The sequence below is a fragment of the Butyrivibrio sp. WCD3002 genome (assembly GCF_000424265.1).
Taxonomy (GTDB): domain Bacteria; phylum Bacillota; class Clostridia; order Lachnospirales; family Lachnospiraceae; genus Butyrivibrio.
Map to the genome: position 1 here is coordinate 441980 of NZ_AUJO01000002.1, position 26211 is coordinate 468190.

Below are 26211 nucleotides of genomic sequence, written 5' to 3' on the forward strand. Positions count from 1 at the left end.
GATCAACCTATAACATCTGCCATGTCATACATTCCTGCAGGCTTACCGGCAAGGAATCTTGCCGCTTCAAGGGCGCCTTTTGCAAAAACGCTTCTTGAATAAGCTCTGTGAGATAAAGTAATAACCTCATCAGTGCCTGCAAAGATAACATCGTGATCCCCGACGATAGTACCGCCGCGAACAGCTGATATACCTATCTCCTTCTTGGGTCTCTTTTCTCTTCTGCCACTTCTGTCATATACATATTCAAACTCTTCAGGAAGTGACTCTTTAATGCTGTCAGCAAGGGCAATAGCTGTTCCGCTTGGAGCATCGAGCTTCTGATTGTGATGCTTCTCAACTATCTCAATATCAAAGCCCGCTGCTGAAAGAACGGGTGAAATCTCAGAAAGCACCTTCATAAGCATGTTAATGCCAACTGACATATTGGCAGACTTAAGAACAGCAACCTCTTTGGATGCATTCTCCACATGGGCAAGCTGCTGGTCGGAAAGACCTGTAGTACAAAGCACTACCGGCATATTCTTTTTAGTACATACATCAAGAAGATTATCGACAGCTGACGCGTTTGAAAAATCAATTACAACATCAGCATCCACATCACATTTTTCAATAGAATCAAAAACAGGGAAGCTATAGGTGTTCTCACCAAAAGCATCCACGCCTGCAACAATCTCAAGATCCGCGTAATCTGCAGACAAATCTACTATTACATGTCCCATCCGGCCATTGCAGCCGTGCATTATTGCCTTTACCACAACTTACCTCCCAAGAAATTTATTAAGCTCTGCCTCAAGTACCTTACGATTAGCCTCCGTGATAGTTGTAAGAGGAAGGCGAAGCGGTCCTGCTGCAAAACCAATCATCTCGAGAGCAGCCTTAACAGGAATAGGATTAACCTCTGAGAAAAGCGCATCAATAAGAGGAAGTGCCTTAAGCTGTATCTCACATGCTCCGGCGAAATCTCCCTCTAAAGCTTTCATACACATATCATGTGTCTGTCTGGGTGCTACGTTAGATAAAACAGAAATTACACCGATACCGCCAAGTGACATGATTGGAACAACAAGTCCGTCCTCACCTGAATACAGATCAATGCATCCCTCTGCAAGCTGCATCATTTTTGTTGTCTGAGCAAGGTTGCCTGTAGCATCCTTGATACCAACGATATTATCAACATCCTTGCACATTCGAACAGCTGTCTCAGGCAGAATATTTACGCCTGTTCTGCTGGGAACATTATAGAGAATCACAGGAATATCGATTGCCTTAGCCACTGCAGTGAAGTGCTCAATAAGTCCTCCCTGAGTAGCTTTATTGTAATAAGGAGTAACTGATAAAACAGCGTCTGCTCCGTGCTTTGCTGCATCCTCTGAAAGCTCTATTGCAGTCTGGGTGCAGTTAGAGCCAGCTCCGGCGATAACCGGTACTCTCTTATTTACATAATCTATGCAGTATCTTACTACCTCCTTGTGCTCCTCTTCCGTCATGGTAGCACTCTCACCGGTAGTACCGCATACTATAATAGCATCTGTTCCATTATCGATCTGAAAATCTATGAGTCTTGCAAACTCGTCATAATTAACAGATCCATCCCCATTAAAAGGTGTCGCAATAGCAACACCGGCTCCCTTAAATACAGCCATATTATCTCCCTTTACTTCATTCCCTCCCAGAATCTTTCCCGTTCTGTGAAAGCAATGGTATTATCCTCGGAAATCTCAGTCTTAGGCTTCTTCTCAACCTTGCCTGACTTTTCCAGATTAAGTTCATCTTCTGAAGAAATACCTTTTTCTTTGTGTGCTCCAAAAAGTTCATCAATAACTGTCATAAAAATTACCCCCTCTTAATTGGCTTACTCCAGCCATAATATAAACTAGTTAAGTACTTTTTAGCATTTCTTCTTTATTAAGTTGTCAACTATATTATAACAAATACTAAGTCCGCGGAGTAGATTTGGCAAGCAAAATCTGAAAAATCTCCCTCTCGCGGACATTTGTATTAGCAATATTAATTTACATCAATTACATTTTTAATTCATTTTCAAGGCAAATAAATGCCTTCATGTTTCAATCCTCGTCAAGGAATCTCATGCTGCCGTTACCCTTTTTGATAACAATCTCTGTGGCAACACCCTTAACATTCTGCTTTCTCGCCATTTTAAGGCATCTTGGACAAAGCGTACCTATAGCTGTAGGTGTTCCGCAAATATCGCAATAATTACCCATGATAACATCCCTCATGGATTTATCATCCTTATACTGAATGCGTCCCTGCTTGATCCATTCATTGACCTTACTAAGCGGTATGTTAAACTTCTTTGCAACATCATAGTCCTTTACATCCTCATTCTCACGGATGTAGTCCTTTACCTTATAAAACAGCTCCTGATCCGTGCATTTAGGGCAAAGATCGGTTTTATTTTCACGAAAAAGACGCCTGCCGCACTGCATGCAGACTCTGGACTCATTTAGTGATTTACTGATCATCTCAGCATTCAGATAATTATTCAGTTTCTGTAAATCCTTATCGTATTTATCCATAGTTATATTGTATATTATTTATTTTGAAAATGAAACCTCGCTTTAGAAAAGACCGTTCGCACTTTTTATGCAAACGGTCCCCAAATTATTCATAATTATTTCTTATTCTTAGCCGCAAAGCTTGCTCTCTTACGAAGAGTAGGATCAAGAATCTTCTTACGGATACGAAGAGTAAGAGGTGTTACCTCTAAAAGCTCATCTGTATCAATAAAGTCGATACTCTGCTCCAGTGACATGATCCTCGGAGGAACAAGTCTTAATGCCTCATCGGAGGATGATGTTCTTGTATTTGTAAGATGCTTTGTCTTGCAGACATTAACCTCGATATCCTCTGACTTACCTGAAGAACCGATTACCATACCGGAATAAACCTTATCTCCGGGGCTGATAAAGAGCTGTCCGCGCTCCTGAGCATTGAAAAGACCATATGTAACAGCTTCACCTGACTCGAAGGCGATAAGTGAACCCTGCTTACGATATGAGATATCTCCCTTATAAGGAGCATAGCCGTCGAAGATTGTGTTCATGATACCGTTACCCTTGGTATCTGTCATGAACTCACCTCTGTAACCGATAAGACCTCTTGAAGGAATAAGGAACTCAAGACGTGTATAACCGCCGTTTGCAAGTCCCATATTGATCATCTCGCCCTTTCTCTCACCAAGCTTCTGAATAACGCTTCCTGAGAATTCTTCGGGAACATCTATATAGCACTTCTCCATGGGCTCGAGCTTTTTACCGTTTTCATCTGTCTTGTATATAACCTCTGCCTTACTTACAGCAAACTCATAGCCCTCACGGCGCATGGTCTCGATAAGAACTGAAAGATGAAGCTCACCACGTCCGGAAACCTTGAAGGTCTCTGTTGTCTCTGTATCCTCAACCCTAAGAGAAACGTCAGTGTTAAGCTCCTTGTAGAGACGATCACGAAGGTGTCTTGATGTTACATACTTACCTTCCTGACCTGCAAGAGGTGAATCATTTACGATAAAGTTCATTGAAATTGTGGGCTCGGAAATCTTCTGGAAAGGAATGGCATTCTGCTCATCCACTGCACAGAGTGTATCACCGATCTTGATATCATCAATACCTGAAACTGCAACGATAGCACCGATTCCGGCTTCCTGAACCTCAACCTTGCCAAGGCCCTCAAACTCATAGAGTTTACTAACCTTAGTCTTGATGCTTCTCTCAGGCTCATGGTGGTTGACGATTACAACCTCCTGATTAACCTTAAGTCTGCCGTTATCAATCTTACCAACACCGATTCTTCCTACGTATTCGTTGTAGTCGATTGTGCTGATGAGCATCTGTGTACCTGCATCGGGATCACCGACAGGTGCAGGGATATAATTGATGATTGTATCAAGAAGAGGCTTAAGGTCGCTTCCGGGCTCATCAAGTGACATGGATGATGTTCCTGCCTTAGCTGATGCAAATACGAAAGGACAGTCAAGCTGCTTATCATCAGCGCCAAGATCAAGAAGAAGCTCTAAAACCTCATCAATAACTTCATTGGGTCGGGCTTCCGGTCTGTCAATTTTATTGATACAAACAATAACGGGAAGTCCAAGCTCCATTGCCTTACCAAGAACGAACTTGGTCTGAGGCATAGCGCCTTCAAAAGCGTCAACAACAAGGATAACGCCGTTAACCATCTTAAGTACACGCTCTACCTCACCGCCAAAATCAGCATGGCCGGGAGTATCTATAATATTGATCTTAATATCTTTATATGTAATGGCTGTATTCTTGGACATGATCGTGATTCCACGCTCACGCTCGATATCACCTGAGTCCATGACTCTCTCTACGACGTCCTGACCCTCACGAAAAACACCACTCTGGCGAAGAAGACCGTCTACAAGGGTGGTCTTACCATGATCAACGTGAGCTATGATCGCAACATTCCTGACATCGTTTCTAGTCTGTTTCATTGTATTCCTCCATTAATTTATAACCTATCTTCAAAACTCACATAGTATAGCACGTGATTTTTCCATATTCAAGAAAATAAAAGAAAAGAAAGTATTAATAAAGAAGAAAAAGGCTCATCCGCATTAAAACGGATAGTAGCCTTCCTCTGTCTTTTCTATTATTATTTTACCCTCTGTCTTTTGGGTAAGCCCGTCGGTGATACGAACCTCATCCTCATTTTTTACAACAATGTCATACTCTACCTTATCAGTATAGGTCTCGTCCATAAGAGGTATTTCCTCCTGTCTGAGGTAGTATTGAATGTTATTTACAAGATTATAATCGGCGGTCAGATGAAGCTTACTTCCATATATCATCTGTCCTGTTACAGATGCAGCCAATCCTGCCTGGGCGGCCTGAGTGTAGGCTCTTACAAGGCCGCCTGTTCCGAGAAGCACTCCTCCAAAGTAACGTGTTACTACTATTAAAATATTGGTAATCCCTGCACCTTTTATCACTTCAAGGATAGGTTTTCCTGCAGTCCCGGAAGGCTCGCCGTTATCAGAGCATCTGGATATCCCTGAGTCCACTCCGATTACAAAGGCATAGCAGTTATGTCTTGCATCCCAGTATTTTTTCTGCTGCTCGGTAATTTTTGCCTCAGCCTCCTCCACCGAATTTACCGAAAACACTGATCCGATAAATCGTGATTTTTTCTCTACTATTTCGCCTGTGCCTTCAGACGTTACTATGCGATAGCTTGCTTTATTTTCCATGGTTATCCCTATTCTTTGATAGTCTAAGTCTAATCTGTTATAATAGTGTGATATTATGGATTGAATATGTCAATCACTAACATCATATATGATTTTAGCAAAAAGTAATAGACTAGCGGAGGATAATATGAATTTTGGCAGAAAGGGTATCCGAGACCAGCAGCAGGAGCTCCTCTCGTCTACCACTAAATGGGGGAAAAAGATATCTCTCATTTCATTAGAACTAATACTTATAGCCTTTATAGGACTTGGTGTTATAGGAGTCAGCGCAGGTATTGGCGTATTTCGAGGCATCATTGATACAGCACCGGAGATAGGAAATATCAGCGTTACGCCTACAGGCTACTCCACCTTTGTATACGATACCGAAGGTAATCAGACAGCAAAGCTTGTTTCTACGGACTCAAACCGAATCCCTGTATCATGGGACATGATTCCTGAAAATCTGCAGCATGCATTTGTAGCTATCGAGGATGAGCGTTTCTACAAACACAACGGTATTGATATCCAGGGTATCATCCGTGCAGCTTTTGTAGGACTTACAAGCCGCGAGCTTTCACAGGGTGCCAGTACCATCACCCAGCAGCTTTTGAAGAACAACGTATTTTCAGGATGGACAAGCGAAAGCTCCGATATCGCCAAGATAAAGCGTAAGATTCAGGAGCAGTACCTGGCAATTCAGCTTGAGAAGACCATGAGCAAGGAGGATATTCTTCTTAATTATATGAACACCATCAACCTTGGAAGTAACACTCTTGGTGTTCAGGCAGCTTCTCTAAGATATTTTAATAAGTCAGTTGCTAATCTGTCGCTTTCCGAGTGCGCCGTAATCGCAGGTATCACTCAGAACCCCAGCAGATTTAACCCCATCACACACCCTGACAACAACGCACTTAGACGTGATAAGGTTCTAAACAACATGCTTAAGCAGGGCTACATCACAAAGGAAGAATTTGATGAAGCCATGGCTGATGATGTTTACGCAAGAATTCAGGTGGTTGATGAGGAAACCTCAGATGACAGCGTCAACTCTTACTTTGTTGATGCGCTTACCAATCAGCTCATCGATGACCTTATAAATGCAGGCTACAACGAGACACAGGCCTATACTCTGCTGTACAGCGGAGGACTTAAAATATACTCCACACAGGATCCTGCTATTCAGGCTATTTGTGACAGCGAGCTCAGTAATCCCGACAACTACCCTGAGAACACAAAGTATCTGCTTGACTATGCTCTGACAGTTTCCGATTCCGAGGGTAACAAGACCAACTACAGCTCTGAAATGATGAAGAGCTATTTCCAGCAGGAAAATCCCGGCTTTAATCTTCTCTTTAGTTCAGAGGAGGATGCTCAGGCAAAGATTGATGAGTACAAGGCTGCTGTTGTCGGAGCAAATGACAAGGTAGACGGCGAGAGTATCAACCTTACACCTCAGCCTCAGGTTTCACTTACTATTGAAGATCATGCTACAGGCTATGTGGCTGCAATGGTAGGCGGACGCGGTGCAAAAATCGCTTCCAGAACACTTAACAGAGCAACCGATACCGTGCGTCAGCCTGGATCAACCTTCAAGGTTCTCTCAGCTTATGCTCCTGCTCTTGACAGCGCAGGCTTTACACTTGCAACAGTTTTAAACGATGCTCCCTTTAATTATCAGGGTGGTCGTCCGGTCCGTAACTGGTACGGAGAGGCTTACAGAGGGCTTACCACTGTTAGAACAGCAATAAAGGATTCAATGAACATCATAGCTGTTAAGACAATAACCCTCATAACACCGCAGCTTGCATTTGATTATCTTAAGAATTTCGGCTTTACGACAATTGTTGAAAGCGAAGAGATAAACGGTAAGATTTATTCCGATATTCAGGCAACCACTGCTCTTGGCGGTCTTACACACGGTGTTACCAATCTTGAACTGAATGCCGCTTATGCAGCAATTGCCAACGGCGGTGTTTATGTAAAGCCAAAGCTTTATACCAAGGTTGTGGATCATGATGGAAATACCATCCTTGATAACACACAGATTGAATCAACAAGAATCCTTAAGGATTCCACAGCTTACCTGCTTACAAGCGCAATGACAGATGTTGTAACAAGCGGTACCGGTACAGCTGTCAACTTTGGAACCACTGCTATTGCAGGTAAGACCGGAACAACATCTGATGAGAACGACGTATGGTTCGCAGGCTTTACCAACTACTACACTGCTACTACCTGGGCAGGCTATGACAACAACGTTGATATGAACAAGGAAGAGGCCAGACTTGCCAAGACCCTTTGGAGAGCTGTTATGGAAAAGGTTCATGCAGATCTGCCGGCCGCAACCTTTGAAAAGCCCGACTCAGTTATAACAGCTACTGTCTGCTCAAGATCAGGAAAAGCACCTATAGCAGGTCTTTGCGACGGCGTACTTATGTCAGAATATTTTGAGGAGGGAACGGTTCCCACAGACAGCTGTGATGTACATTACGCAGGAACCATTTGTCAGTTTGATAATGTTCCCGCTACCGATACATGTCCTTTCAAGGTAAACGGAATATTCGAGCTTACCCCTGCTGAACCCGCTGCACTGCAGGCACAGTCAGGTATAGAGACACCTGAAACCCAGTACACCACAGAGCTTGATGAAAACGGAAATCCTGTAACAAGACCTATCGTAACCTGTCACCATACAGCCGAGTTTATGGCTCAGCCTACTATTACAGAGATACTGGCACAGGAACAGGCCCAGCTTGCTGAACGCGGAATCCAGATGGCTCCACAGCCCACAGATCCTAATGCGCAGCCTGCTGCCGATCCTAATGCAGCTCCCGCTGCCGATCCAGGTGCTGCACCCGCAGCTGACCCTGCTGCAGCTCAGCCCGCTGATCCCGTTGCACAAAGCGCAGAGGCAGCTATGGCTGAGGCCGCTGCAAATGCTCAGCAGCAGATCAATGAAGCCAGAGAAGAGCTTGGCATTGAAGAAGAGGATGACGAATAAAACAGAATTTCTCATATGAAATAAAAGAGACAGCTGACCTTTAAAAGATCAGCTGTCTTTTATTTTGCTTATATTTTTATTCATTGCGCGTTGCTCTCATGGCCTTTTTGTTTGCGTACATGGCTTTATCCGCACGCTTTAGAACGCTGTTGACATCACGGTCAACCTCCTTGTCATAACACGCATAGCCTATTGCCGCCGAGAAGGCTACCCACGGATCTGCATCCGTTCGCGCTTCGTTCTGCTTAATTGCCTTATTGAAATCTGCAATAAGTGTATCCAGATTGTTATAATCTATTTTCTCCAGTACCACACAGAATTCATCTCCACCTACCCTGAATACGGGGGAGTGTCTAAAGGTCTTACAGATAAGAGTACAGAGATTTTTTATTGCTAAATTTCCCTGTTCATGTCCATAGGTATCATTTATCTTTTTTAGATAATTCAGGTCTATCACCGCAATTGCAAACTCTGCATTCCCTGCAGCTATGCCCCAGCTAAGCCTCTGAGCCTCCTGGTCGTAGGCGAGCTTATTTCTGATACCGGTAAGAGAATCCTTATAGGCAAGCTCGTTCATGATATCAGCCTTACGCTTTGCTTTGCCCAGCTCATCTGAGGTGGATACCAGATTTTTCATGTAATTATCCAGCTCAAATATCATGATGGCTATTTTTTCTGACAAAGTAGTAATCTCGTCATTTCCTTTGCTTAACTGCTCTATCTCCTTGACAACCTTGATATCCTTTGTCTCCGAATATTTACTTACTCTCTTTTCAAGCATGGAGAGTCTTCCAACATAGTGTGCATTTATGAAAGCCACAAGGAGCATCACTGCGCTTATCAGAACGATGGCCACAAACACAAGCTGCTGAACCGTGTTGTATAGGATTTCCTTATTGACTACATCAACCTCAACCTCTGCAGATACAACACCTATTACCTCACCATCAATGATCAGGGGCGAATAGTAGGCATAGGTATGACCAAACTCATTATCATATATATCATAGCCATGAGGATTTTCCCCTGTATTATAGGCTTCCCACATAGTCTTATGCTGCTCAAGAGGCTCTTCTACAGTTATGCCAAGATTCAGATAGGCAGGGTCATCTTTCTTTACCTCTCTCACGCCGTCAATGATATATGTCATATACAAGGGTTCGCCCGGAGGTGCAATATAGTAGGTAGTGTGAATATTCATTGCAGATCTTGCTTTTTCAAACACTATCGTCCAATATGCATGCTTGTAGGTAAAATATGCCCTCTGTGTTTCATCATCACACTCTGTGATCTGAATATCGACTCCAAGAGTTTTCCCCGGATATTTCTCTGAAAAAATCTCATCGAAACTCTTTTTGTAGGATCTATACTCAGTGAAATCGACAGGAAGCTCCATCTCCTCATAGTGTGCCATGAAATACTCCTGATAAAGAAGTGTTTCCTCTTTCTCTTCTTCCATAAGATTCTTCAGATAGGCACAAATATTCTGAAGGTTTTGCTCACATTGCTCCTGATAAATGGAAATCTGACTAAAATAGGTAATCAGACCCACAATTATCAGAATGACAAATGTGAAAACCCCAAAGATGATCAGGAACTTATTGGCGATTCTACCTCGTCTCTTATTCATATCCTTTTTCTTTTCACCAAATAATGGCTTAGCCTCTGATTACAGTTCAAACTTTGCAACAAAACTCTGGAGATCCTGAGCATTCTCGGCAAGCTTATCTGATGCCTCAGCTACCTCGTGCGTTGAAGCTGTCTGCTGCTGTGAAGCAGCGGATACATTCTGAGTCTCGTCTGCAACGGTAACGCTCATCTCTTCAATTCTCTGAATATTATTTGCGATGGTATTTGTTCCATCCGAAAGCTGATCAACTATCTCACTCATCTTATTGGACTCTTCAGCTATGGAGTGAACCATATCAACGATATTGTTGAAGGTCTGGCCCGCTTCGTTGACGGTCTCTGTTCCGTCTACAACCTTCTGAGCGCCTTCCCTCATAGCTTCAACCGCATCCTCAGAGCTCTTCATAATGTCTTCAATAAGAGCTGTGATATTGGCTGCTGCTTCATTGGACTCGTCTGCAAGCTTACTGATCTCACTTGCAACAACAGCGAAGCCCTTACCCATTTCGCCTGCTCTTGCAGCCTCAATGCTGGCATTAAGTGACAGGAGGTTGGTCTGACTTGCTATCTCGGAAATAGTATCAACAAAGGTATCAATATTCTTAAGCTTCTCGCCAAGTCCGTCCACTACCTCAGCTGTATTCTCTACGGATTCCTTGATGGTAGACATCATATTTGTAGCATTTGTCATGTCAGCCGCACCCTTGGCTGCAGCTTCATTGGTTGACTTAATCATATCATTGGAGCGAATAATTGCGCTCTCAAAATCCTGCATGTTGCTTACAAAGCTCTTGGTCTCATTGCTGGCACCGGAAACAGCAGTAATCTGACCTGAACAGGAATTTGCAACATTCGTACAGGAATTAGCAACCATCTCGCTGGCCTGCGCAGACTGGGTAGCACTTGCAGAAAGCTCCTCTGATGCCGATGCAACATAAGCTGTTGTATCAGAGATTCTCATCATAAGATCTCTGATATTTGTATGCATAAGATCAAGAGCAGAAGCAATAAGTCCGATTTCATTGTTCTTATCCTTCAGCTTTCGTACCTTATCCATCTCCTTATTCTCTGTAAAATCACTATTGGACATTCGAACCATCTGATTGGTAACCATGACGATAGGATTTGTAATTCTTTTAGCCATATACATTGCAGCAAGGACTCCGATAATAATCAGAACCAGCAGCAGTATCAATGACTTAACTATGCTGGATGTAAGCGCATCCTTTGCATGAGTTTCATAAGCAGCAACCTGCTCATCAATATAATCAATCCAGACACCGGTACCCATAACCCAGTTAAAGGGCTGGAAATATGCTGTATAATTCAGCTTCGGAAGAGGCTCAGTCTCATTGGGCTTAGCAAACATAAGCTGTGTAAAGCCACCGCCATCCTGCATTCCGTTTTTGATCATCTCCTGAATATACTTTGTTCCGTTAGGATCTGTGGCATCCCATCTGGACTGACCCTCAGTATCTCTTCCAAGAAGAACCACATTGATACCTTCAGCGGTATCAACCCAGAAATATCCGGCTCCATCGTTATATTTCAATTCTCTGATGATATCAGCTGCTTCCTTCTGAGCTTCCTCCATAGTCATCTCTCCGGCCTGATATCTGTCATACATAACCTGGGCAATACTCATAGCTTCCTGAGTTTCATTGGTAAGCTCAGTTTTAATATCCGATAAAAGTCTCTCATTATAAGACTCAGTCTGTTCATTGTTCGTAGCAATTGTGCTGCTTATCGAAAATACCTCAATAAGAATTCCCGTTATAACAACAGCAAGGAAAAATACGCCTGCAATAACATATAGCAAAGAACCTCTTTTTTTATCCATGATATTTGTCCTTTCTTTCAGTTAAATTTCCGTAGGTTCACGAAATTACGTCAAAGCGAATATACCATTTTTATGGGCAAAAAACAATTATACCAAGCAGGCAAAAAGCCGCCAAATACTGGCAAATACTGCATTTGACGACTTATGAATATTCTATAAACTTTTACTAAATATTATCAAAACAGCGCATATTTTATTATCGATATGTTAAATGATTATTTTATTTTAATGAGTTTTATATTTCCGCTAACCGTTCCATCCTCAGCTATTATGCATATTTCAGCGCCCATACGCTCAGCAAGCTCGACAGCCTCCTCAGTATCAAGCATAAAACAGGCCGTTGAAAGTGCATCTGAAATAAGTCCCGACTGTGAAACTATGGTTACTGAGGCATTCCCTTTCTCTGCGGGATAGCCTGTCTTTGGATCAAGGATATGATGGTAGCGCATACCTTCATATTCCACAAAACGTTCATAAGAGCCGGAGGTTGATACACTTTTCCATGGTTCCACCTCTATATGACCGATCAGCTCTCCATCCTTAAAGGGATCTGTAATTCCAACATTCCAATCAGTTCCATCCTTTTTATCGCCCACAGTCAAAACACTTCCGCCTGCTACAATAACGCCGCTTAAAGCATTTCCCTGATCAAGATAATCTCTGCATTTATCAAGATAAATTCCCTTACCCACAGCGCCAAGATCTATGCTCATTCCTTCCTGCATATATATACGGTGGTCTCTAATTTCTACCTTGTCATAGCCGCAAAGTGATAATGCCTTTTCTATCTCAGTCTTGTCAGGTGGGACAAACTCTCCCTGTTTTTCTCCGCTTGCCCAGCCGTCTATATCCCAAAGCCTTGTCAGCGGTCCAACAGTAATATCAAAGGCGCCGTCACTTTCAGCAGAAATTCTGAGACACTCCGTAAGAATTTCCTCCATATCAGGAGAGAGTTCATAGCCTTCAGCTTTTCCGGCGGAGGCATTGATTTTTGCAATCTCAGATGAATCAAGTCTCCATGAAAGCAGGTTTCTCTCAAGACGATTACCTATATTTACAAGTTCCCCGGAAGGATCGTCTCCCTTCTGCGCAGAGCTCAGGTTTACCTGGAAAACTGTGCCCATGACAAAAGCGGTCTCGTTAAAAGAGACCGTTTCGTTTTGTCTGTATTTATAAACAATAAGCATGAAAATTATAAGAATGATTGCAGAGACCACTGATGTGATCAGTCTTTTTTTATCAAATTTAGGTTTCATCTATTTCAGGTACAAAGGGCAGCTCAATCTGTGCCGTAAATGTACTTCCCAGTCCTTCTTCACTTTCTGCCGTTATATCTCCATGCATGAGCCCGGCAAGTCTCATTGATACAGCAAGTCCAAGGCCTGTCCCTGCGCCATACTTTGAAGGATTCCTCTTCTCTCGTGCAAAGGGCATGAACAGACTTGGCATAAATGACGAATTCATTCCGCAGCCTTCATCGACTACCACAAAGGTTATCTTATAGCTTTTTTTGGTGCGCTCTGCTGTGACGGTCAGTTCGACGGTATCATCCCTGTCGCTGAACTTTACAGCATTGGAGGTAAGATTTATTACCATCTGCTGGGTTCTTCCAAGGTCACACATAATCTGCGGATTACCCTTATAGTTGCGATTTATTATCAGATTTACATTTTTATTTTCAGCCATGGCACGGGTGACACTTTCAACACCATCCACTATCTCATCAAGAGAAGCTGCTGCCGGCTCAAGATTAAGATTACCTCCATCAATCTTATCGATATCGAGAAGATCACTTAACAGGCTCCCCAGATAATGACTGGAGGTGTAAATCTTTCGCATATCGCTTTTAAGGATGCTGACATCTGTCTGATTCATTCCAAGATACGAAAGCGCTGAAATTGCATTCATCGGCATTCTTATCTCATTGCTCATACGGGATAAAAACTCTGCCATACGCCTGTTGGCACGCTTTTCATTATCCAAAAGTCTGTCATTCAGGCGGCTTAGGCGCTCTATCTTGGCTATTCTCTGCTGTTCCTCAGTTATATCTACAAAGGATCCAACAAGGCCAATGATCTCATCATCACTATAAATAGGTGTTTTGGTGGCCATGATGGTTCTGACTTCACCCTTTACAATGCACAGTCCATGCACATTGTGAGTGCTCTCTCCGCGAAGAACCCTAAGCTCATCCTCCATGAAGGGCAACGGATCAGGATGCCAGCCCATGTCCTCATCGGTTTTGCCGATAACCGCTTCGTCAGAATCGAAGCCATAGAATTTTAGAAACGCCTTATTTACTCCGACAAATCTGCGCTGTGTATCCTTCCAAAAAATGCAATCCTGGGTAGTATTTACAAGAATTTCAAAAAGATCTGCTTTAATTCTGTCCATAATCCAATCCTCTGTCATATATGATAATCATCAAATAATTGAGGTGATACAAAATTACAACACTTTTTTTCGTTATAAAAGAAATAGATTTTCGTCAGCGAGGTCACTTTTAATTATATCATATTCGTCATCTGTAAGGTCATATATTTCAGCAAGCCGCCTGTCTATCTCATCATAGATGGTGCCCTTATCTGCAGAATCTGCCTGCATTATCTTATCTACGAGAAGAGCAATTTCCTCCTGAGTTCTGGTACCCACGCCCGGAATCGGTATCTGCTCTATGTGGGAGCGAAGCACCTTTACGGAGCGGAACTTTTTCCTGAAATAGTATTCTGCAATCCTGCTGTTCAAAACAGCAAGAATGTATTTTATATCAAGCTCAGGTATCCTCGGAATAAGAATATTACAGCTGTTAAGCGAAAGCGTCTTATTATCATCATAAGCAAAAACAAGATGATTTCCGATAAAGCGGTAAAGCAGCTTTTCTTCAGCCCTATAGTATTCAGTCTTGGCCACCTGCTGGCATTTTTCAGGTTCAAAATGTATGTAGCATTTCGGAATTTTGAAGTTGTATTTAAATACGTCCTGCCCTTTTAGAATAATCTCATTTCTGGTGGTCCTTCTTGACTGAAGCATCTCCTTATTTGCACCTGTAACAATGCCAAGAGCAAAGATGGCATTATCCTTAAGTCTTTCCGCTCTTGGAAGATTATCAAGCTTTTCCAAAAGAGCATACTCATCATCAGGCACAAGAAAATCAAAGCACTGATCGGTTATCATTCTCCTGCCCTTTATAACAAAGAAGCTGTCACCCTCATAAATCTTAGGTCTGTCCTTAAGGAAAAACAGTTCGCTGACAGAAGCGCTGTCAGCAGCTTCCTCAGCTTTTTTTATCTGCAAAATAATAGACGGACACTGGACTCTGTCGAATACCTCGCCCAGATACTCAAGCTGCGAAAGTCTGGAATTTTTTAAGATAAACTCCCTTACAGGGGCATGGGCTTTTACAGTAAGAACCGATTCCGGAAGCACAAAAGACAAAAGTCCTTCAGGAGAAAGCCGCTTAACTGCCTGCTCCAAAAACAGATCACAGGATTCCGGATTTGTGGTTTTGCCCGATTCAAAATGCTCTCTTAAAAACTCTTTCCTGTCGTCACTAAAACTATAGCCCCAGGGCGGATTGCCAAGGATGATATCAAAGCGCTCATCACCCGGTAAGCTATCTAAAAAATCTCTCTCCGTGATGTGCTCTTCCCAAAAGGATATCTCAGCCTTTTTATATTTCAGAGCCAGATTTATTCTTGCAAGAATGACACTGATTTTGTCTATATCACACCCATACAGATTTTCCATGGGAAGTCCCGGAGGGAGCTGTAACAAAAAGTTTCCGCTTCCGCAGCAGGGATCAAGAATCCTTTTATCAAGACCGTCCATCAAAAGAGCAGCCTCAAAAAGATGCCCCAAAAGCCTCTTTACAACTGTATTCGGAGTGTAGTAAGCACCTTCCTTTTTGCGAAGCCCTATGCTTTTTACAGAGATATACATAAGCCCAAGGATGTCCTCTCCAGGCTCATAGACAAAATCTTCAAACGTGATATCCTCATGCTCGGACAAATACGAAAGCATGGCGGGCTTATCGTCAATCAGCGCATCAATAAGATCCGCATACATTCCGATATCCAGCTCACCTGTCAGATATTTTTCTGTAGTCTGACCCGGATTTCCAACTATTTCATCCTTAATGCCAAGCCTGTCAAGGGTCAGCTTTAAAGCGCAATCTACCAGGAGAATGCGCATAACTGTCTCTGTCTTTTCCGAAAAGTCATCCATCTCGGAAAGCATTTCTATTAAGTTTTCTACTTTGGGAAGATTTACTGATTTTGAAGAAGCATAGTCACGATACAAGGCTTTCCCTGAAATGAAAACCTTGTTTCGTCTGCTTTTTAATGATGTTCTGCTGCCGCTTACGAGCTCCTCTTTTAGGCTCCTCACATAATCCTCAGAAAACATGTAAGCTTTACCACGTTTTCCTTCGGCCTTAATTTTACCAAGCTTTATCCAGTTTCGTCCTGTAGCGGGAGAGATGGATAATTCCCTGCAAACCTGAGTCAATGTAAGCATGCACAGTTCCTCACATTAAGATAATTTTCAAAGCTTTTTCTCGTAATAGCCGTCCTTGTGAACAAAGCCTGTTTTTTTCAGGTAATCCTTGTGATTTTCATCGGCGCCGCGATAAATAAGTCTGTCGATTCCTTCAGGTGCCAGATTATCCATAAGGAATCTGCCTATAGAAAAATCTCTGTATTCAGGGATTGAATAATCAAGCATGATATCAAGGTCATAGTTTTTAAGCTGGCCCAGAAGCACTCCTACAGGCTTACCCTCATGACATACAACAAAGCCACAGTTGGCCTTTTTAAAATTCATTGAAATTCCGGGGAAGCACTTTGCAATATCTTCTTTGTAGTGATTGATAATAAAGCCGGTCAGTCCCTCATCTCCGCTAACCCTTACAAGGTCGTAGTTCTTCTCGGTGGGCTTTAACATCTTTGACAGGTAGTAAACATTGATGGCAATAAGTGCCACATTCATAACTACCGTAGGAAATGCATGAATTATGAGTCCGTAAATAACACAGAACAAGCTTCCGATTGAATTTACAACTCTTAACTTGTATACCGATACCATCAAAAATGATATAAGCACCAGTGCTGAACCAATATAACCAATAGCTTCAATAATAATCTTAGAATTCATAAAAACCTCTCATTCTATGTAAAAATTGTTCATTAAACTGTCTCCGCAACCACTTCTCCCATTTTGATGGGGAACTCCTCACCCTTTGCGGATTTAACTCTTATTTCTTCTCTTAGCTTTATCTTGTCCTTAGGTATAAGAACAATTATGGTGGAGCCGCCATATTCAAAATGGCCTTTCTCTTCTCCGCGAAAAACTCTTCCTGCGGCTGGCTTCTCATTAACTATCCTGCCAACCAGCATGGCTCCAACCTCCATCTGTACGCAGCGTCCAAGCCTATCGCTGTCTATAATCGAATACCTTCTGCTGTTTTCCGTAAAAACAGGAAACTCCTCAAGGGCAACAGGCCTTACGGTGTGATAAAAGCCCCGTATCCTGCGATCTGCTTTTTTCATACCGTCAGTAAAATAAATATATCTGTGATAGTGATCAACGCATAACCTGTAAACAAAGCAGTATCCGTCCTCGAATTCCGCTGCAAGCTTCTTATCCCGAAGGAGACTGCGAATTGTAAAACTGCTCTGCTTTACGTCAAGAACCATTCCGTTCGTGATCCTGCTGACCTTAAGAAGTCCGTCACAAGGCGCGATCACGGCATTTTCCCTTGGACATAAAGGACGCAGTTCACTTTTTATTTTTCTGCAGAAAAAATCATTAAAGCTTCTTACATCATCAAGAATGTAATCCTCCGTCCGAATACCGTTCCTCGCTGCAAAGGGCTTAATAAGCACCATCGAAAGCTTGGAATCAAGCATGCGTCCGGCAAGATCAGATAAAGGTTTAAGTGTAAGAGGCTTTAAAATCAGTCTGCCTATATTCGTTTTGTATAAAAAATCTAATCCATTCATATATTCTCAATAAGAATAAAAATATTGGCTATAAATTCAAAAAGTCCAATCACAACACCAATGCAAATAACCTTGAGTCCCGGCTTGGGAATCTTGAAATTACCGATAAACAGCATTCCCACAAGAAACAACATCCAAAAATAGAAGAAAGTAAGATCTGCTCTTGTGAAATAATGGATTATAAGTGTCAACGGAAAAATAAGTGCAGCAGTTGTAACAGGAAGTCCTGTGAAATATTCAACACCAAGCTTTTCCTTCTGCTCTGCTCTCTCTGCCGCTGTGGAATTAAAATACGCAAGTCTTACAAGTGCTGAAAGAATATAGAAAGCCGCAATAGACAAAAGGATAACAACGGTCCATCCCTTTGCTGTATTCATACTGCCTCTGATTACATCCTTAAAGGCCCCGTTTACCCGAAGCTGCGCTATTCCGATTGAAGCAGGAAGCACTCCGAAGCAAATAAGATCAGAAAGCGAGTCTATCTGAGCACCGAATTCCTTCTCGAAATCACTTCTATTCTTCTTTGTTCTGGCAACCCTACCGTCAAAGGCATCAAGAAGTCCGGAAATCATCAAAAAAAGCGTGCCGCCGTAAGGATGTCCGATTCCGGTCATTGTTATAATTATTCCTATTGCTCCGGAAACGGTCGAAAGATAGGTGAGAATTACAGTGTAATCATAAACACCTATCATCTTTTTTTCTTTGTCCATAAATATCCTCCAAGAGTTACTAGCCCGCTTATTGTAACACAAAAGTAAAAGGTTATTCCACGGCTTAACATATCAAGCTGTAAAGCAGCCTCATGAGTCATTATATTAGAAAAACCATCTATCATCAAATAATCGGCAACGCCCATGGCACCGGGGACCGGAACGAAATTATAGCCTATCGTAATAAGGCACTGCTTAGCAAAAAGTGTTATGGAATCTCTGTTATTTCCGCCAAGACACAAATGCATGAACATTGGCACTGCTATCTGAGATGCTCTCTGCAGCACATTGAAGATAAATGCTTTTACGAGAATATTGCCCTTTCCTGCAAATAACTTTGCACAGTTTTTATAGTCCTTATGTGTTTCCGCAATTTTTCCAAGGGCATGCTCACTGTTATGAATTATCTTTTTCCTGCACAGGAAATCGACAATTCGTCTGATAAAAGAAAATACGGTGTCACCTTTCTTAAGTACCATAAAGAAAAATATCGTAAGTCCCGTCAGGACAATAAAGCCGATAACAATCAGTACCCTGGAAGGTGTCTCAAAATCCCTGAAAAAACCGGGATGAAGTATCACCGCAATTATACCAAGGAAGACTATGGCCGCTGTGTACATCATCAGATTAAGTATAAGCGTAGCCGATACAACTCCTGCCGGAATCCCATCCCTGTGCATGAAATATGCACTTGCAGGCTGACCTCCTGTGGCTGACGGAGTGATGGCGGAAAAATAAACATCAGAGGTACTGTAAAGAAGTCCCTTTCGCAGGCTCCTTTTATAAGATATTCCCTTGAGTATTGAGCAGATGGCAACGCCCTCAAATACAACATAAGCAGCAGCGCAGATTATGGATATGATTAGGTACGGCTTTTTTCCATCGATCATCACATTAAAAAGCTGTTCGACGGACAGACTTCTGCTCTGTTTAAGTATTGCCCAGACAGTAACCACTGCCAGCAAAGTAGAAAACAGCATCCAGAATATTTTTTTGTAAACAGAGCGATTCTGCTTCTCCATCTGACTTTGAGCTACCTTTCTTTTATCATATCTATATATTACTACACTTTTCCTGCCTATAGGAGTGTTAAATTAGCTTCATCCCTGACTCAAAGGCATATGGATACATAAATATCCTATCCTCTCCGTCATCGAATTCCACGTGAAATTTAAGTGGCAGATCAAACTCATCAAGATCCACATCCGTAATATATCCCTGTCCGTACTTTGGCTGAGATACTCTTTGTCCTATCACAAGCTCTGTGGGAACCTCTTCGGTATTGGCAGGTGCCTTCTTCTGAACGTAATTATTTGTTCTAAGGGTCTTTTTAATTGAGGCTTTAGTTTTGGAAGCTTTGGATTTTTCAAAGCTATTATTTCTGCTGCTGTCTTCTCCTTGCTTACGGGAATCTTTCCCTACTTTTTCGGGATCAGACGATATCTCCCTGACAAAGGTTGAATCCTCGTCATTATAAGTAAGGATATTCAGCCTGTTCCTTGCTCTTGTCATGCCCACATAGAAAATCCTGCGCTCCTCCTCAAAATCCCGAATTTCCTGCGGGTCAGCGAAGTCCCCTTTACGAATTACTTCACTTGGAAATACGCCGTCGCAGGCATCCATCAGATAGACCTCATCATACTCAAGACCTTTGCTGGAATGGATTGTGGAGAGTATAAAATTCTGCCTGTAATCCGTTTCCTTATCTCTGAAAATATCCTGCAGCTCTGAAAGCCTTCTCATAAAGCCATCTATTGTGCTTTCATTTCCTGCGATCATTTTCAAAATGAAAAGCTTATTTGTATCTATGTGATTATTCTCAAGGTATTCTCCATAGCCCATGAATCTCTCAATTCTGTTTAAAGCCTTGAAGGGCTCTTCATATCTCATGTTTGATAGATGGGTTCTTAAGGCTCTGCACTTTGCCTTTACATGTGCGTTAAGAAGCTCTGTCTCCTCCACCGCATCAAGAATTGGCATCTCCCCGTTTGATGCAAGCCTGCATAATCTCTCAGCCTCAGCTTTTTTCAGATAGGTCTGGCACTTAAAATATATCCTCATAAAGCTGTCTTCATCATAGGGATCCATGCAGAATTTCAGAATGCTCTCTATGTCCAGTACCACTCTGTGGGTGAAAAATGCAAGGTCAGCATTTCTTATACGATAGGAAATGCCCTGCCTTTCAAGTACGTCCACCAGAGGAATTATGCTCTCGTTATCTCTGTACAAAACTGCAATTTGATTTGTTATGCCTTCCGCAACCTTTGCAAGATAATTGTACTGATTGCGCCTGCTGTTCAGCTGGATATAGTTTATATCCTGGGCCTTTTCTTTCGTGGCTTGCATCCGCTTTTCATGGCGCATATGATTATGTCTGATAAAAATGTCGGCGGCGGATACGATTGCTGCGTTGGACCTGAAATTCTGATCCATAATAAGAACCTTTGCCGCGGGATGGTCCTTTTCAAAATTAAGAAGCGCCTCAGGGTAAGCTGCCCTAAAGCCGTATATACTCTGATCCTCATCTCCCACCATGAAAAGATTGCCGTCTTTTCCCGACAGCAGGCCTATTATCATGTGCTGGACCTTTGATGTATCCTGGGCTTCATCAACGCAGATATATCTGTACTTGTCCTGGTAAAACTTTAAAAGATCAGGGGAGCCCTTGAGCATTCTGTAGGCGTACACCATCTGATCGTCGTAGTCCATAAGGCCGCGTCTTTTAAGCTCCGCATTATAGGCTTCATAAATCGGGAAAATATTGATATCGGATTCGCCCTCTAATTTCTTTATTTCCTCATCCGTAAGCAGCATATTTTTACAGTATGTAATCAGGGTCCGTACACCCTTAATATCACTTTCTGTGGGGTAATCTCCCTCCACCTTAAGGTATATGTCTGAAAGGAGCTTACCTGTCAGTTTTTCATCAGTTACAAGGTCGTAGGGCTTCTTACCAATAAGTCTGCCGTAGTGCTGAATGATCTTGGCACAGATTCCGTTGATGGTCCTGAATTCCAGAGCTGCTGAAACATCTTCACCAAATATGGATTTAAATCTCTCAGCCATATCCTTAGTTGCGGCAACTGTATAGGTCAGAGTCAGAATGTGCTCCGGCTCTATCTCTTTGCAATAAAGCATATATCCAAGCCTGTTCACAAGCACGGTAGTCTTGCCGCTTCCCGGCACAGCAAGCAGCAGTACCGGTCCCTCTGTGGTCTTTACCGCTTCTAACTGCTGGCTGCTTAGGTGTGTCAGGTATTTTTCAAAAAATTCAGTATCGTTCATATTGTAATTATGGGCGTTTTTTGCCTCTCCCTAATCTAAATCTAACAGAGGGCTGCCGAATTGATTCTTTCGACAACCCTCTGTATTATACACTTATTTTGTTGATGAAATGTCAAACAGATTTGGAGCTTCCTGTCACCTTTTCTTTATACTCCTTCAAAAGCGTTTCGTATAATGCTGCGTCCTCCGTAGCTTTCTCCACATCACTTGCCCTGTCGGATTTGAAAAGCCAGTTATAAACATCCTGAACCTCCACGATGCCTTCTACCCTGCCTTCTACCCTGCCTTCTGCTCTGCCTTCTGCTCTGCCTTCTGCTCTACCTTCCGCCATTCCGGCTGCCCTTCCGGCTGCTTTTTCTTCGGCTATTTCATCTTTCATCAATTCTCTAAGAGCTTCACACATACCTGATTCCCTCCTAATTTTCTCAAACAACTCATTATTTGCAGATACACTAACCTGCAAAACCGCATCTGCATTATCTTTGTCTCCGGGATTTTTTAATTCTTTTGCCTCAGTTAAAAATGCTCTTATGTCGTTTTCTGAGGCTTCTGATGTCAATATCTTAAGTGCACTGTGACATCCCTGCTCCAATTCGCTTGTAACCACTATCTGAACCGGAAAATTTATAATACCGGTGACATAGTAAATTCCGTCCGCATATTTCAAAACTGACGCACCTGCTTTATCCAGTTCATCTAACAGTTTTACCGGTTTTATGTGCCTGAACAATGAAACTGTGACACTCTCAATTGGAACCGAAGAAACATATTTGCTCAGCCCTTTGTATAAGCAAGCATATCCAACTGTTTTATAGAATTCCCTAAGAGACAATGAATCATGTGGATTCTTATATTCTATTATATTAAACTTTCTAAAAATATGGGCTATTGGATTATCAATGAATATATCTGAAACCTTCTTGATAATCAGCATGTCCATATGTAATGGCTCCTTAGAAAGCTCGTGTTCTTCCTCAAACTCCAGCCATTCACGATATTTACGGAGTTCCAGCTCTATCCCACCATAAAACGCAGGATGCCATTTGATCTCCTCTTTCATTAATTCCTCCTATATTGTATCAAATTTCTTATCTTATTTTCATAACAAATAGACTGTTGCATTATAAAATTTTGGCAACAAAACATACACGATATAAAGCACAACAAAAGCATGAAAAAAATGCGATACTGCTCGATTTACAAAAAATAAAGACGGCTTTGAATATATCATCAATTAGCATATTTGTAAAGGACGATTCTAAATCGAGATAAGACCACCATTTGTCTTTCCCTTATACTCGCTTTCTTTGGTAAAATATAGGAGTCGGAGTTACAAGCAAGCTTATCTGAATACCCTCATCTATAGGGGCTATGCAATAAAAACACTTCAACGGGGGATTACAAAATGGGTCAGAGAAATTATCCGGGAACAACATCAACAGAAATATCAGAAAGAGAATTGACATCTCAGAAAATAGCAAGAAGAGCCGCTGCTGAAGGAATGGTTCTTCTCAAAAATGACGGAGTACTGCCACTTAAGGAAGGCGAAAAGATAACGCTGTATGGCGGCGGAGCTTCGTATACTGTTAAGGGTGGCACAGGCTCGGGCATGGTAAATAACCGGAGCAATGTCAGCATCACAGAAGGCCTTGCGGCAGCAGGCTTTGATATACTGAATAAAGACTGGCTAAAAGCCTACGATGCGGAATATGAATCCGGTCGAAATGCATGGATGCAGAAAATCTACGACCTTGCAGGAGATCCCGGAGATTTTGGTGGTCTCTATGGTGCTCATGCATCTAATCCCATGGTAATGCCAAAAGGTAATCCCATCACTAAAAAAGATACCGACATCGCAATCTATGTAATAAGCAGAATCTCCGGGGAAGGCGCTGACAGAAAAAATGTCCCCGGCGACTACGAGCTCTCAGAGGATGAACTTGAGAGTCTGAAAAGCATCACAGCGCTTTACAGTAAAACCATCGTAATACTGAATGTAGGGGGAATAATTGATTTATCCTTTATGGATGAGCTAAATATCTCCACCCTGGTGCTGATGTCTCAGGCAGGTATGGAGGGCGGCAATGCTCTGGCAGATGTCTTAAAAGACATCGTTAATCCCTGCGGAAAGCTGACTGACACCTGGGCAATGAACTATCTCGATTACCCGGGAAGCGCTGACTTTAGCCACAACAACGGCAACGTAATTGAAGAAAAATATGCTGAGGGTATCTACGTTGGATACCGCTACTTTGATACCTTTGATGTTAAATCCAGATATCCCTTTGGCTTTGGTTTATCCTACACAACCTTTGAACTGAAACAGACAGACACCAGTATCAGTGAAGACAAAATAATAGTAAGCATCGAAGTCACAAACACAGGAAATACCCAGGGAAAAGAGGTTGTTCATTTATACAGCTACCTTCCAAAGGGTGACCGGCATAAGGAAAGTAAGAGACTTGTTGCCTTTGCAAAAACAAAGCTTCTAAATCCCGGCGAATCTGAAATGCTTTCGCTGACTTTTTCCTGCTATCTTCTGGCTTCCTACCACACAGCCAGATCCCAGTACTACCTTGATGCAGGAAAATATATCCTTGAAGCACAGATCTGTGATGCAGACGGTGTTCTCAAAAAGAACTGCGATAGTGCTTTAGTTTTGAAGGAAAAAACAGTACTTTCAACCCTAAGTCCTATCTGCCCTCTTCTTGATTCGCTTTCAGAAATTGAGCCATCAAAATGCACAGAGGTGCCTGTTGCAAAAAACGAAATAAACATTGAAAACGCAGTCGCTTCCTATATTGAAAAAGACAGACTTTACAGAGACAACATCAAAAAGAAGCCTCTCCCCTTTAACTCTAAGGTGGAGGAAGCTCTTGATGCCTGCTGCCGCAGAATGCTATCCATGATCCTGCAGCTCACAACCTAAAACTTTATATCTGCATACATAACAAAAAGCCTGGAAAACCAGGCTTTTTGCATGTCTATGAATAATGTAAACCTCACCTTTTAATTCTCTTCTTAGAAGGCATAATTGCATCCTGCGGACAAACAAGCATGCACAGATGGCAGCCTACGCACTTGCTGCCGTTGAGCTTTGGCACACGGTCGTCAAACCTGATAGCCTGATGACCACCGTCATTGCATGAAATAACACATCTACCGCAGCCGTTACATTTTTCCAAGTCAAATGAAGGGAAAAGAACTGTGTCTCTCTCGAGGACATCCGTTGTATCGCTTACGCTGTCAAGACCTGCTCCAATTATATCTTTAACAGATTTTATGCCCATCTGAGCAAGGTAATAATTTAGTCCTGCCTTCAGGTCATCAACTATTCTGTAGCCATACTGCATTACTGCTGTGGTTACCTGCAAGGATCCTGATCCCATCAAAATAAATTCAAGAGCATCTCTCCAGGTCTCGATTCCGCCCATACCTGTGATATGCATACCCTTTAATGCAGGATTTTGTCCCATCTCTGCAATGAACCTTAGAGCTATGGGCTTTACCGCATTTCCGCTGTAGCCGCCAACTGCAGATTTTCCTCTGACTGCAGGCTGTGAAACATAGGTATAGGGGCTGACACCAACTATACTCTTTATGGTATTGATAGCAGCTATGCCATCTGCACCGCCGCGAAGTGCTGCCTCCGCAGCAGGACTCATGGTGGCAACGTTTGGTGTAAGCTTTGCCAGAACAGGTATCGTGGTACTCCTCTTAGCTGCTGCCGTAAATCTTTCTACAAGCTCCGGCACCTGTCCGATATCAGAACCGAGACCGTCCTCCTGCATGTTAGGACAGGAGAAATTAAGCTCTATTGCATCTGCGCCGTTTTCCTCACATAGCTTTGCAAGGGATTCCCACTCTGCCTCGTTTTGTCCCATGATGGATGCAAGAATGAACTTTGTAGGATATTTTTCCTTTAAGCGTCTGAATATCTCCATGTTCTCAGCAACACTGTGGTCTGATAACTGCTCAATATTTTTAAAGCCTATGATGCTTCCGTTATCTCCCTTGATTGCTGAAAAACGAGGTGATGCCTCATGAATATCCAGAGAACATATAGTCTTAAAGCATACTCCCGCCCAGCCAGCTTCAAAGGCTCTTGCGCACATATCATATGTGGATGCAACAACGGATGATGAAAGCAAAAATGGATTTTCCAACGGCACTCCGCATATATCGCACTTAAGCCTGTCCTCATTATCAGGAAGCTCTATCTCCGCCATAGGACGAACCTTTTCATTAAGCTCACTGATGAAGCTTTTGACAGGGACCTTTCCGCTGTTTATGCATGCCTTCTCACAGGGTGCATCACAGTCCGCGCAGACATTTTCCTTTGGAAGCTGCAAAGACGCCACATCCTGATTGTCGAACCAGATACTGCGCAAAGCCCTTGCAGGATCAAGGTGCGGGCAGGCACTGCTACAGGGTGCATCCATACACAAGGAACATGTGATGATATCAGACCTCTTAATAACGCTATTAATTAACATATGTTTTCCCCCTCATATTTTTAATTATCACGT

The 26211-nt window shown here is 42.5% G+C and carries 20 protein-coding genes; 2 read left to right on the forward strand and 18 right to left on the reverse strand.

All coding sequences use genetic code 11. The features are described from left to right. Nucleotides 1–2: 2 nt before the first annotated feature. From dapB to G608_RS0105295, 6 genes are all read right to left on the reverse strand, one after another. Nucleotides 3–758: a 4-hydroxy-tetrahydrodipicolinate reductase gene (gene dapB / locus G608_RS0105270; protein ID WP_026495161.1), complete on the reverse strand. Its 756-nt coding sequence runs from the start codon at nt 756–758 to the stop codon at nt 3–5. Nucleotides 759–761: 3 nt separating this feature from the next. Next, nucleotides 762–1646: a 4-hydroxy-tetrahydrodipicolinate synthase gene (gene dapA / locus G608_RS0105275; RefSeq protein WP_026495162.1), complete on the reverse strand. Its 885-nt coding sequence runs from the start codon at nt 1644–1646 to the stop codon at nt 762–764. Nucleotides 1647–1657: 11 nt separating this feature from the next. Continuing rightward, complete coding sequence (locus tag G608_RS23150) at nt 1658–1831, reverse strand: hypothetical protein (protein WP_155833220.1); 174 nt, start codon at nt 1829–1831, stop codon at nt 1658–1660. Nucleotides 1832–2069: 238 nt separating this feature from the next. Beyond that, nucleotides 2070–2543, reverse strand: coding sequence for a hypothetical protein (locus G608_RS0105285; RefSeq protein ID WP_051208859.1), 474 nt, complete (start codon nt 2541–2543; stop codon nt 2070–2072). Nucleotides 2544–2638: 95 nt separating this feature from the next. After that, nucleotides 2639–4480, reverse strand: a complete 1842-nt coding sequence (gene typA / locus G608_RS0105290) for a translational GTPase TypA (RefSeq protein ID WP_026495164.1) — start codon at nt 4478–4480, stop codon at nt 2639–2641. A 123-nt stretch (nt 4481–4603) separates the two neighbouring features. Further along, the gene (locus tag G608_RS0105295) at nt 4604–5236 is read right to left on the reverse strand and encodes a YigZ family protein (RefSeq protein ID WP_026495165.1); all 633 of its coding nucleotides are present in this window, start codon (nt 5234–5236) and stop codon (nt 4604–4606) included. A gap of 127 nt (nt 5237–5363) precedes the next feature. Here G608_RS0105295 and G608_RS0105300 point away from each other — a divergent pair, with 127 nt between their 5' ends. Beyond that, nucleotides 5364–8219: a transglycosylase domain-containing protein gene (locus tag G608_RS0105300; RefSeq protein ID WP_026495166.1), complete on the forward strand. Its 2856-nt coding sequence runs from the start codon at nt 5364–5366 to the stop codon at nt 8217–8219. Between the two features lie 76 nt (nt 8220–8295). Here G608_RS0105300 and G608_RS22240 read toward each other — a convergent pair whose 3' ends face one another. The 11 genes from G608_RS22240 to G608_RS19970 form a co-directional block, all read right to left on the reverse strand. Next, complete coding sequence (locus tag G608_RS22240) at nt 8296–9849, reverse strand: GGDEF domain-containing protein (RefSeq protein ID WP_026495167.1); 1554 nt, start codon at nt 9847–9849, stop codon at nt 8296–8298. Nucleotides 9850–9888: 39 nt separating this feature from the next. Further along, on the reverse strand, nt 9889–11688 hold the full coding sequence (locus G608_RS0105310) for a methyl-accepting chemotaxis protein (RefSeq protein WP_026495168.1): 1800 nt from the start codon (nt 11686–11688) through the stop codon (nt 9889–9891). 215 nt (nt 11689–11903) lie between these two features. Further along, nucleotides 11904–12944, reverse strand: coding sequence for an FAD:protein FMN transferase (locus G608_RS19965; protein WP_051208861.1), 1041 nt, complete (start codon nt 12942–12944; stop codon nt 11904–11906). Next, nucleotides 12934–14082 carry a PAS domain-containing sensor histidine kinase gene (locus tag G608_RS0105320; RefSeq protein ID WP_026495169.1) on the reverse strand — a complete coding sequence of 383 codons (1149 nt, stop codon included), beginning with the start codon at nt 14080–14082 and terminating at the stop codon, nt 12934–12936. Before G608_RS0105320 ends, G608_RS19965 begins: the two co-directional genes overlap by 11 nt. 72 nt (nt 14083–14154) lie before the next feature. Then, nucleotides 14155–16203 carry a TaqI-like C-terminal specificity domain-containing protein gene (locus tag G608_RS0105325; protein WP_026495170.1) on the reverse strand — a complete coding sequence of 683 codons (2049 nt, stop codon included), beginning with the start codon at nt 16201–16203 and terminating at the stop codon, nt 14155–14157. Between the two features lie 27 nt (nt 16204–16230). Beyond that, a complete protein-coding gene (locus G608_RS0105330; protein WP_026495171.1) occupies nt 16231–16839 on the reverse strand; it encodes a hypothetical protein in 609 nt (202 codons plus the stop codon). 32 nt (nt 16840–16871) lie between these two features. Continuing rightward, entirely contained in the window at nt 16872–17687 is an 816-nt protein-coding gene (locus G608_RS0105335) for a phosphatidylserine decarboxylase (protein ID WP_026495172.1), read from the reverse strand. Further along, nucleotides 17684–18397 carry a CDP-alcohol phosphatidyltransferase family protein gene (locus G608_RS0105340; RefSeq protein WP_242829340.1) on the reverse strand — a complete coding sequence of 238 codons (714 nt, stop codon included), beginning with the start codon at nt 18395–18397 and terminating at the stop codon, nt 17684–17686. The genes G608_RS0105335 and G608_RS0105340 overlap by 4 nt, the downstream gene beginning before the upstream one ends. Further along, on the reverse strand, nt 18376–19419 hold the full coding sequence (locus G608_RS0105345; protein WP_026495174.1) for a lysylphosphatidylglycerol synthase transmembrane domain-containing protein: 1044 nt from the start codon (nt 19417–19419) through the stop codon (nt 18376–18378). The genes G608_RS0105340 and G608_RS0105345 overlap by 22 nt, the downstream gene beginning before the upstream one ends. A gap of 67 nt (nt 19420–19486) precedes the next feature. Then, nucleotides 19487–21682 carry an ATP-dependent helicase gene (locus tag G608_RS0105350; RefSeq protein ID WP_026495175.1) on the reverse strand — a complete coding sequence of 732 codons (2196 nt, stop codon included), beginning with the start codon at nt 21680–21682 and terminating at the stop codon, nt 19487–19489. A 112-nt stretch (nt 21683–21794) separates the two neighbouring features. Further along, nucleotides 21795–22742: a hypothetical protein gene (locus G608_RS19970; RefSeq protein WP_051208863.1), complete on the reverse strand. Its 948-nt coding sequence runs from the start codon at nt 22740–22742 to the stop codon at nt 21795–21797. A gap of 345 nt (nt 22743–23087) precedes the next feature. Here G608_RS19970 and G608_RS19975 point away from each other — a divergent pair, with 345 nt between their 5' ends. Beyond that, on the forward strand, nt 23088–24611 hold the full coding sequence (locus G608_RS19975; RefSeq protein ID WP_051208865.1) for a glycoside hydrolase family 3 C-terminal domain-containing protein: 1524 nt from the start codon (nt 23088–23090) through the stop codon (nt 24609–24611). 73 nt (nt 24612–24684) lie between these two features. Here G608_RS19975 and preA read toward each other — a convergent pair whose 3' ends face one another. Beyond that, nucleotides 24685–26178 carry an NAD-dependent dihydropyrimidine dehydrogenase subunit PreA gene (gene preA / locus G608_RS0105365; protein WP_026495176.1) on the reverse strand — a complete coding sequence of 498 codons (1494 nt, stop codon included), beginning with the start codon at nt 26176–26178 and terminating at the stop codon, nt 24685–24687. Nucleotides 26179–26211: the final 33 nt, after the last annotated feature.

What these genes read in the sequence shown, in the direction of transcription:
- dapA (WP_026495162.1), bottom strand. Translation starts at nt 1,646, where the DNA reads ATGGCTGTATTTAAGGGAGCCGGTGTTGCTATTGCGACACCTTTTAAT.
- G608_RS23150 (WP_155833220.1), bottom strand. Translation starts at nt 1,831, where the DNA reads ATGACAGTTATTGATGAACTTTTTGGAGCACACAAAGAAAAAGGTATT.
- G608_RS0105285 (WP_051208859.1), bottom strand. Translation starts at nt 2,543, where the DNA reads ATGGATAAATACGATAAGGATTTACAGAAACTGAATAATTATCTGAAT.
- typA (WP_026495164.1), bottom strand. Translation starts at nt 4,480, where the DNA reads ATGAAACAGACTAGAAACGATGTCAGGAATGTTGCGATCATAGCTCAC.
- G608_RS0105295 (WP_026495165.1), bottom strand. Translation starts at nt 5,236, where the DNA reads ATGGAAAATAAAGCAAGCTATCGCATAGTAACGTCTGAAGGCACAGGC.
- G608_RS0105300 (WP_026495166.1), top strand. Translation starts at nt 5,364, where the DNA reads ATGAATTTTGGCAGAAAGGGTATCCGAGACCAGCAGCAGGAGCTCCTC.
- G608_RS22240 (WP_026495167.1), bottom strand. Translation starts at nt 9,849, where the DNA reads ATGAATAAGAGACGAGGTAGAATCGCCAATAAGTTCCTGATCATCTTT.
- G608_RS0105310 (WP_026495168.1), bottom strand. Translation starts at nt 11,688, where the DNA reads ATGGATAAAAAAAGAGGTTCTTTGCTATATGTTATTGCAGGCGTATTT.
- G608_RS19965 (WP_051208861.1), bottom strand. Translation starts at nt 12,944, where the DNA reads ATGAAACCTAAATTTGATAAAAAAAGACTGATCACATCAGTGGTCTCT.
- G608_RS0105320 (WP_026495169.1), bottom strand. Translation starts at nt 14,082, where the DNA reads ATGGACAGAATTAAAGCAGATCTTTTTGAAATTCTTGTAAATACTACC.
- G608_RS0105325 (WP_026495170.1), bottom strand. Translation starts at nt 16,203, where the DNA reads ATGCTTACATTGACTCAGGTTTGCAGGGAATTATCCATCTCTCCCGCT.
- G608_RS0105330 (WP_026495171.1), bottom strand. Translation starts at nt 16,839, where the DNA reads ATGAATTCTAAGATTATTATTGAAGCTATTGGTTATATTGGTTCAGCA.
- G608_RS0105335 (WP_026495172.1), bottom strand. Translation starts at nt 17,687, where the DNA reads ATGAATGGATTAGATTTTTTATACAAAACGAATATAGGCAGACTGATT.
- G608_RS0105340 (WP_242829340.1), bottom strand. Translation starts at nt 18,397, where the DNA reads ATGGACAAAGAAAAAAAGATGATAGGTGTTTATGATTACACTGTAATT.
- G608_RS0105345 (WP_026495174.1), bottom strand. Translation starts at nt 19,419, where the DNA reads ATGGAGAAGCAGAATCGCTCTGTTTACAAAAAAATATTCTGGATGCTG.
- G608_RS0105350 (WP_026495175.1), bottom strand. Translation starts at nt 21,682, where the DNA reads ATGAACGATACTGAATTTTTTGAAAAATACCTGACACACCTAAGCAGC.
- G608_RS19970 (WP_051208863.1), bottom strand. Translation starts at nt 22,742, where the DNA reads ATGAAAGAGGAGATCAAATGGCATCCTGCGTTTTATGGTGGGATAGAG.
- G608_RS19975 (WP_051208865.1), top strand. Translation starts at nt 23,088, where the DNA reads ATGGGTCAGAGAAATTATCCGGGAACAACATCAACAGAAATATCAGAA.
- preA (WP_026495176.1), bottom strand. Translation starts at nt 26,178, where the DNA reads ATGTTAATTAATAGCGTTATTAAGAGGTCTGATATCATCACATGTTCC.